This window comes from Bradyrhizobium sp. Mp19 (assembly GCF_029952935.1).
In the GTDB taxonomy this organism is placed as follows: Bacteria; Pseudomonadota; Alphaproteobacteria; order Rhizobiales; family Xanthobacteraceae; genus Bradyrhizobium; species Bradyrhizobium elkanii.
Map to the genome: position 1 here is coordinate 131,205 of NZ_JASAUT010000018.1, position 8,064 is coordinate 139,268.

The following is an 8,064-nucleotide window of genomic DNA, read 5'->3' on the forward strand; positions in this document are numbered from 1 at the left end:
CGATCATGAGCGATGTGGACCTGACTAAAGAGACGAATTTCACGCAGAACCAGAATACCGGCCCTTCGCAGAGCTTGAAGGACCAGATGGCCGATGCCGGCGCAGAGGTGAAACAGCGCGCCGGCGACGCCCTCCGAGCGTCGACCGATGTCGCCAGCGACAAGTTCAAGGAAGCGGCTGACGCCGCCAAAGACGTGGCTTCCGGGACAGTGGACCAGATCGAGGACCAGGCGCGCGACAAGCAGCGGTCGGGCGCGGACTTCATGGCGCGCCTTGCCGATAACATTCGTGAAGCGGCACGCGCCTTCGAGAGCGATGCGCCGTTTGCTGCTCGTGGCATGACTTCCGCCGCCGAATATGTCGATGACGCGGCCGATAAAGTCCGCGACGGAAGTTTTCGCGACCTCGTCGACGGCGCCACCGATTTTGCGAAGCGGCAGCCGGCCGCGTTTCTAGGGATTTCGGTCCTTGCCGGTTTCGCGGCAGTCCGTTTTCTGAGGGCGTCGGGCGGGCGTTCCTCATCTTCGAAACACCGCGAACAATCGTCATCCTCGCAGCAAAGCAACGTGTCATGAGCATCCAAAACGATATCAGGACAAGTCAGAACGATCTTAGAACCATCTCGACGCTGCTCGGCGACGCGTTGTCGCAGTTCGCCAAGCTGTTCCAGAACGAGGTGGATCTCGCCAAAGCCGAGTTAGGCGAAAAGGTTCAGAAGGTCGGCAGCGCGCTGGTCTTCATCGCCGGCGGTGCCCTCCTGGTGATCCCAGCCTTGGTGATGGCGCTGTTCGCCCTATCGGTGGCGATGATTGGCGCTGGATGGTCACAGCCGCTCTCCTATTTGACGTCGGCGATCGTGGCCGCGGTGATCGCGGGTATACTGTTCGCGATCGGCATCAACCGGCTAGATGCCCGCGGTCTGGTGCCGCGGGAAACCATGCGGCAGCTCGATAAGGACAAGGATACCGTGAAGGGGATGGTGCGATGAGCAGCACGCAGACGAGTTTTTTCGATAGTCTCGTAACGGCGGTGCGGGAAAACCCGCTCGCCGCAGCACTGATTGGAGGCGGTGCGCTCTGGCTGCTAGCAGGCGACGAGAAGCTCAAGAGCGCGACGCGATCGGCGACAGCGGCGGCTTCGCCGATCGTTGATCTCGGCGCGCGCAATGTTCGCGCGGCCGCGTCCGGACTCCAAAGGACCGCTGCGCCGCCGACCGCGCCAGAAATGGATCATGATGACGCCACAGGCTTCGGTGAAACCACACGCGAGGCCGGTAGCGCGGCTTCAGACGCCATGTCGGAAGCGGCGGACAAGATCAAGGATCGATTCGACGACGGCGTCGCCTATGCGCGCGAGAACCTCAGCATGCCCGGAAAAGAGGCTTTCACGAAAGCGCAGTCATCGTTGGCCGACATGCTTGACCGGCAGCCGCTCGTCCTCGGCGCCGTGGGCTTGACAATCGGTGCGGCAATTGCGGGTGCGTTCCGGGCTTCCGATCTCGAGAATGAATGGGTGGGCAAGCTCAGCGACGATGTCAAAGCCGACTTGAACACGCGCGCCAGCGCGGTATCGCAAAGTCTGCGCGAAGCCTCCGATACGCTGAGCGCCGAAGTCGGTGACGTCGGCGCCGAAGCCATCGATCGGGTGAAGCAAGCTGGCATCGATGCTGCCGATGCGGCACGGGAAAAGCTGAAGTCGCCATAAGCCTGAAGCGAACCGGAGAAGCTGCAATGTGGTGGACGGTCGCGAAAGAGGCGGCGACCAGTTGGTCGAGCCACAAGGATGCGCGGCAGGGCGCCGCCCTTGCATACTACTCGGTATTCTCCTTGGGTCCTATTATCGTGATCGCGATTGCGATCGCGGGGCTGTTATTCGGCTACGACGCCGTCACCTCACAAGTCACCTCCTCCTTGAAGGACATGCTCGGGGACACCGGAATCGAAGCGATCTGGCGGGAGCCAGCCGCCCCGCCGAGGGCATTCTGGCGACGGTTCTCGGCGTCGGCGCCCTCTTGTTCGCCGCGATTGGCGTCGTCGTACAGTTGAAGGACGCGCTCAACGTCGTGTGGGAGGTCGAGGAATCGGAACAGAGCGGGATTTGGCATTTCGCCCGCAACTACCTGCTATCGTTCGCCGCCGTTTTGGCCCTCGGCTTTTTGCTGCTCGTTTCGCTCCTGGTGACCGCATGCCTGGCCGCGGCCGGCAAATTCGTAGCTCCCTACCTGCCGGAGGGCTTGCTACATGTCGTTAGTACGTTGGTATCGTTTGCCGTCGTCACGATAATGTTCGCGATGATGTTCAAATGGTTACCGGATGTTTTAGTCGCCTGGCGCGATGTCCGGCTCGGCGCGCTCCTGACGGCTTTGTTTTTCGAAGTAGGGAAGGCTGCGATCGGCCTCTACATCGGCAAGCAAGGTTTGGAGTCGACCTACGGCGCGGCTGCCTCGATCGTCGTCGTGCTGATCTGGGTCTACTACACCCCGCAGATCATCCTGATGGGCGCGGAGATCACCCACGCCTACGCCAAGCATCGGGGTTCGTTCAAGCCACAAGAGCGAAGCAATCGCACGAACGTGCGACCACTCTCGCAGCCGCGTCAGAGAGGCGAGCAAGCACGGCGTTCCAAGAGCGCGCCCTGAGCGAAGGCACCACACCGGGCACTTAAACCGGCCGGTCGCGAGCCGAGGCCGTCGAGCGTGTCAACCGGACGAGAACTTCCTGTCTGCCGGCCTCCGTGTCGAAGGGCCTGACCATAGACGCAATTGCGTGCGATATGTCTCCGGGACGGCGAAGACGCCCTGTACGTCGGGATTTGATAGCATTCCCGCGACGAGTCCGACGTCCGCTGCTCCGTTGTCGAGACGCGGCGCAGGAGATATGGCCGGATCGCTCGCAGGCCAGCGTCGGGAAGTCCGAGGCTCACCCCGACCGAGTCAAGTCGGGAGGATCAAACAGCGGTTTCGCGGGATAGCCTGTTGTCTTGGCCGCCTGCTGACGCCAGTGGAACTTTGCAGGTTCCGTGCCGTTGCTGTCCGGCGAGATGATCATGAGTACTAAAAAGCAATTGCAGGAACAGCAGAGCGGTCCCGCAAAGTTCTTCGGCGCCTTCGCGAGCCGGACGGCGCAAGCCGCGGGGCATGCCTCGACTTTTGCGCTCGCCGCGGCGGTCGTCATCATTTGGGCTGTGACCGGACCAGTGTTCGGCTATTCGGATACGTGGCAGCTCGTCATAAATACCGGCACGACGATCGTCACCTTCCTTATGGTTTTCCTTATCCAGAATTCGCAGAACCGCGACAGCGCTGCCATGCAGGTAAAACTCGATGAGTTGATCCGCGTCGGCGCCGCCCGGAATTCTCTGGTCGGCATTGAGCACCTGACCGATGAGGAGCTCGAACAGCTGCGCAAGACCTGCGAATCCCGCGCGAAAGCGGAGAAAGCCGGCGAGGACAGCGTCAAGGCGACGGGGCGAAGGGCCCGGCACGCCGCCGAACGGGCGGCTGACTAGTGGAGGACGCTGCGCCATCCGATCACATCTCGGGCGCTTCGGCACGAAACATTGAGGCGATCCTGCGGATTGAAAAGGAGGACGAGGAGCAGCTCCTCCTCCATCATCGCGCGCTTCACGCCGTCGGCCGTTTCGTCGGCACGCCCTATTTCTTTGCGATCCAGTCTTGCGGCGTAGGCCTGTGGCTGTGGATTAACACGCTCGCACCGAAAGCCGGCTGGCGCTTTGATGAATATCCCTTTCCGCTTCTTTCCCTCGTGCTTGCGCTTGAGGCTGTCCTTTTGACGTCCTGCGTCCTGATCCGGCAAAACATCTCGGATCGGGCTTTCGAGCGGCGCAATCACCTGGAGCTGCAGATCAACCTGCTGGCCGAGCGGGAGTCGACGCTATCCCTTGCTCTTTTACAACGGATCGCCGCTCACCTGAAATGCCCTGTCGAAAACGACGCGCAGTGCGAAGAGCTTGCGGACGAAACGGAGGTCGATGAGATCGCCCAGGATCTCAGGGCACAGCAGGAAGCAGGCGACGAATCCGTCAGATAACGCTATGCCGCGAGCCCCCGCAGCGCCGCGATCAATTTAGGCGGAGCAGAAGGCTTCCTGAGAAACCGAGACCCTTGCGGCAGCACTGGGTGTTGATCCAGATAATCGGAAACGACCACCAGCCTGATCGGCCAGCTGTCGCGGATTGCGGCCGTAATTCCTACCGTGTAAAGGCCTATCTGCGTGCGGCCACCAGCCTGTCAGCGTTGTCGCAGCAGCGGGGAGGCTCATCGAAGCAGGCGCGCTCTCCGACATTACGGGCATAGGCGATGCCATCGCCGATATGGTTGCCAAACTTTACGAGACCGGCTCGCATCCGAGCCTTGAGAAACTCCGCAAGAATGTGGCTCGATTGAAGTCCTGCTTGGGCATCCTGGGGGGCCGTCTGGACGAACAAGGATGAGGGCGCGTGGACTATTCCCAAAGGTCAGATTTTTGAAGTGAAGCTCCGCCGCAGTTAAACGCGAGTTCGCGGAAGAAACAGGTCATGTGCCGCCTAGCATTTTCATAGCACTGGGGGAGGCAGAACAGCTCGGCGGCAAATTCGTGCACGGCTGGGCGTCGGCGAGCCGTTGGAGTGCGGTCGATTTTCAAAGCAGCTGCTTTGAAATGGTGTGGCGCCACGGACGGCTGCAGCGCTTTGCAGAGCTCGACCGTGTCGCATGGTTGGGCGTCGAAGAGGCGCGGGTGAAAATCCTGAGGGAGGCAGGCGATCTTTCTGGGTCGCCTGCTAGAAACCTGTCAAAAGCGGCGTCGTCCAGGCTGGAGTCGCGCTTGGCATCAGTCAGGCGTCTTCCTCTTCGTTCTCGGCTTCAACGTTGACAACTGACTTGGCGATGCCCGTCAGAGTCTTGTCAGTCTTCTTTTCTTCGGTCAGGGTCTCTTCAAGTAGCTGGACCGCTTCATCGTAGCCCAGCTCTTCAGCCCATGTGGACAGTGTGCCATAGCGCGAAATCTCATAGTGCTCGACGGCCTGGGCGGCTGCGAGAAGACCGGCATCGAGCGCGGGCATTCCCTTAAAGTCCTTCATGATCTCGGAGCCTTCTTCGGCGATGCCGTTGATGGCGGCGCAGGTTTTGCCGCGCGCGGGCTTGCCGATGATCTTGAATACGCGGTCGAGTCGCTTAACCTGGGCTCTCGTCTCGCGCTCATGCTGCGTGAACGCCGCCTTGAGGTCGGGCGACTGCGCCGCCTTCGCCATCTTGGGGAGGGTTTTGAGGATTTTGTTTTCAGCGAAATAAATGTCCTTTAGCGTCTCGTGGAAAAGGTCTTCCAGCTTCTTCGGCTTCCTTGCCATGCGGTGCTCCTCATAAGTGGCGCACAACAACAATTGGCAGGGAACCCGGTTCCAATTAGGACAATAGCGGACCCTCGGCCGAGCGCGCGTCATGCGTTACGGAGGCGGGAGCAAGAACGCCACTGGGAGGGGCTTCTGGCGGTACTGACTGCTTGGCCGATTTGGTTGCCAGCTGCAGGAACAACGATTTCGAGGTTGGGTTGGTCTGGCGTCATTCACAAACTTGAGGAGGAAATTATGGGTTTCGGCAAAGGAGCGCTTCTCTGGCTGATCGGCATACCGCTTCCGATCATCATTCTTCTTGCAATCTTCATGCATCACTGAGGTGCGAATGTCTGGTTTGACTCAGAAGCTCTGCTCGGGCTGCAGTAAGATGAACATGCTGGGTCCGATAAACGGCATTTTCCGATCAAGCATTTTCAGCTAAGTGCAGAACATTGGCGGAAAGCGATAGAAAAGATCAGTCGAAGGCGCGCGGTATGCTCGCGATCTCAGGAGCGGGGCCCGCGCGCTTTCTTTTGGGAGCGATGCTTCTGAAGTTCAAGAACTGCGCTTTCCGCGCTCTCATCTTCTCGCATGCCAAGACAAACGAAATGGCGCATTTCGCCGGAGCCGTCCATTCGGTGAACGTCGTCATGCTGACCCGGGTCGGTCGCCTTGCTAGCGCCGTCAGGTTTGGCCGGGACCGCTCCGATAGCCCGCGTCGATATTCTTGCTAAAATCTATCACGCCACGTCCACCTGCTGCCGGGCTCGGCGAGTTTCTGGCGACAACCCTCGAGCACGCAGGAACTATTGGGTCTCGCTCTGTTGGAGCTCGCTTTCCGGGATTTAAGACAATGGCGAAGGACCATGAACTTCGGTACGGGTCGCCCGGTGAGAGCGAGGTTCATATCTGCGTCGATATGCAGCGAATGTTCGCTGAAGCCACCGTGAAGATGCCGTGGCTTCCGCGAGTTCTCCCAAATATCCTCGCCGTCACAGCTGCCCATCCCGAGAGAAGCTTGTTCACTCGCTTCATTTCCGCCCGCAAGCCGGCCCAATGAGCGGGTATGTCGCGGCACTACCACGAACGGTGGGGGTCGATGACAATCGACAGCATCGGGCCAGAGATGGCGGGATCAGTCCCCGACCTCGTGAAGTTTACTCCTCCGGCCCGCACTTTCGACAAACATGTTTATTCGCCGTGGAAAGGCAGCGATCTTCACCAGCAGCTATGCAGCGATGGCATCGATACGGTCATCATTACCGGCGGAGAGACGGATATCAGCGCCAATTAAGCTGACGTGCATGCCCCGTCGCGGCCTGGCGCAACGATGGAGCGCATGATCGCTGCCATGGCGCGGAGCGGACCGCGGTGTTCTGCTGAATGACCCTCTTAAGGCCGGTCGCCTCAAGGTCGGCCTAAGGCCACGCCTGGCCGACCTTCCCGAAGTCGTCAGCGAGCGACCGGGAAGACGCTCTGACCGGTCCAAGAGACCATCGAGGGTGTCCAACGGGACCAGCGCATAACGCAACTCCACGCAAAACCAAGAGCCAAGTTTGGCTGGGGTACGTCAAATCGAATTGCTACAGCTTGCCGGCCCACCGTCGCATAACCAATCCGCAGCGAGGCCCCGTTGTGGGGTCCTACGGGGCCTCGCCTTGCACGGTAGGGGTTCTCAGCCTGGAGAGAGCTGAGACCCCAAGTGAAACTGTCTTCGGCAATCCCGTCAAGGGGCAGGAAAAAATGGCACTTTTGCTTTCCAAAGTTCACACGGGTTATTTCCGGAACCGGCGTCGTTTGCATTATCCGAGCAATACGGCAGGCAATTTTTATTTCGTATTCTTTCAGCCCTAAAACGACGACCGCTGCTCTCGATGGACAGCGGTTCGGCCATCCGGCCTGGCCCCAGCATGATCCGGATGCTGGGGCCGTTTTGTGGACAGGAGGGCGGCGCGTGCCGTGGCATTGGCCGCCTGTTCGGTGCCGCACCGCTACCGGCACTGGGACGCCCAGCCTCACACTGGCCCCAGCTTCGCAGTTGGGGCTCTTTCTTTTCGGCCAACAGGTCTTTGCCGACTTGGATGCTGTCTTGGGTACTGTTTTGATTCGGACACCCGCAGCTTGGCGTCGGATCGGCCTCAGCTACCTTCTCGCTGGGGCCGTTTCTTCCCGGGAACAAGCAGTAGTCCGCGAAGTTATCTCTCCACGATGGAGTGGGACTACTTAACGGCTTCGGTGCTCTCCCACTGCGCCGGGGCCGTTCGTTTCTAAGGTGGGACCATGTCGGAAGAAAGCCGCGATTGGACTCTCATCATCGTTTTTCTCGGCATTGCCGGCGCAGTGCTGTTGCTTGACCTTATCTTCTAGCCCCTCCGTTGTCGATTCGAGGACTAGCCAATACGTCTTTGGCCGGCTTCGTGGACTTATAGTAGGTGCCGCTTACGCGCTTCTGAGCCGGTCATGATCGACGGCGTATTCAATCCGGTGGTCTGACGTCACTCTCCCTCCCGAATAGGCGCCGCGGTCCTAGGCTTGCGAGATCGTCTTCGCGTCACGTCATGGCTCTCACCCTCTTTGGGCAACGAGTTACTTGAACTCGGCCCGGACGGTTCTAATTCAATGTATGGCCGAACCGAGCTTCGGCTAATTGGAGCATTAATAAGAGGCAAGCGCGTAAGCGCTTAAGAAGTTGAGGAAAGGGACATGAGAAAGCTTGCTTTTGCAGTCGTCGCG

The 8,064-nt window shown here is 59.7% G+C and carries 9 protein-coding genes; 8 read left to right on the plus strand and 1 reads right to left on the minus strand.

From position 1 onward, the window contains the following. Positions 1-5 precede the first annotated feature (5 nt). From QJT82_RS20990 to QJT82_RS21020, 7 genes are all read left to right on the plus strand, one after another. Positions 6-575 carry a hypothetical protein gene (locus QJT82_RS20990; RefSeq protein ID WP_259266139.1) on the plus strand — a complete coding sequence of 190 codons (570 nt, stop codon included), beginning with the start codon at positions 6-8 and terminating at the stop codon, positions 573-575. After that, a complete protein-coding gene (locus tag QJT82_RS20995; protein ID WP_259266140.1) occupies positions 572-988 on the plus strand; it encodes a phage holin family protein in 417 nt (138 codons plus the stop codon). Before QJT82_RS20990 ends, QJT82_RS20995 begins: the two co-directional genes overlap by 4 nt. Beyond that, entirely contained in the window at positions 985-1,704 is a 720-nt protein-coding gene (locus tag QJT82_RS21000) for a hypothetical protein (protein WP_028344425.1), read from the plus strand. The genes QJT82_RS20995 and QJT82_RS21000 overlap by 4 nt, the downstream gene beginning before the upstream one ends. Positions 1,705-1,730: 26 nt before the next feature. Next, complete coding sequence (locus QJT82_RS21005; RefSeq protein ID WP_245288926.1) at positions 1,731-2,045, plus strand: hypothetical protein; 315 nt, start codon at positions 1,731-1,733, stop codon at positions 2,043-2,045. Next, on the plus strand, positions 2,012-2,638 hold the full coding sequence (locus QJT82_RS21010) for a YihY/virulence factor BrkB family protein (RefSeq protein WP_245288925.1): 627 nt from the start codon (positions 2,012-2,014) through the stop codon (positions 2,636-2,638). The genes QJT82_RS21005 and QJT82_RS21010 overlap by 34 nt, the downstream gene beginning before the upstream one ends. A 407-nt stretch (positions 2,639-3,045) precedes the next feature. After that, the gene (locus tag QJT82_RS21015; RefSeq protein WP_028344424.1) at positions 3,046-3,507 is read left to right on the plus strand and encodes a low affinity iron permease family protein; all 462 of its coding nucleotides are present in this window, start codon (positions 3,046-3,048) and stop codon (positions 3,505-3,507) included. After that, positions 3,507-4,049, plus strand: coding sequence for a DUF1003 domain-containing protein (locus QJT82_RS21020; protein WP_051448158.1), 543 nt, complete (start codon positions 3,507-3,509; stop codon positions 4,047-4,049). The genes QJT82_RS21015 and QJT82_RS21020 overlap by 1 nt, the downstream gene beginning before the upstream one ends. Positions 4,050-4,833: 784 nt before the next feature. Here the strand turns inward: QJT82_RS21020 and QJT82_RS21025 are convergent. Next, a complete protein-coding gene (locus QJT82_RS21025; RefSeq protein WP_028344423.1) occupies positions 4,834-5,346 on the minus strand; it encodes a DUF892 family protein in 513 nt (170 codons plus the stop codon). A gap of 1,084 nt (positions 5,347-6,430) precedes the next feature. Between QJT82_RS21025 and QJT82_RS21030 the strand changes: the two genes are divergently transcribed. Next, positions 6,431-6,625: an isochorismatase family protein gene (locus QJT82_RS21030; protein ID WP_245288924.1), complete on the plus strand. Its 195-nt coding sequence runs from the start codon at positions 6,431-6,433 to the stop codon at positions 6,623-6,625. Positions 6,626-8,064: the final 1,439 nt, after the last annotated feature.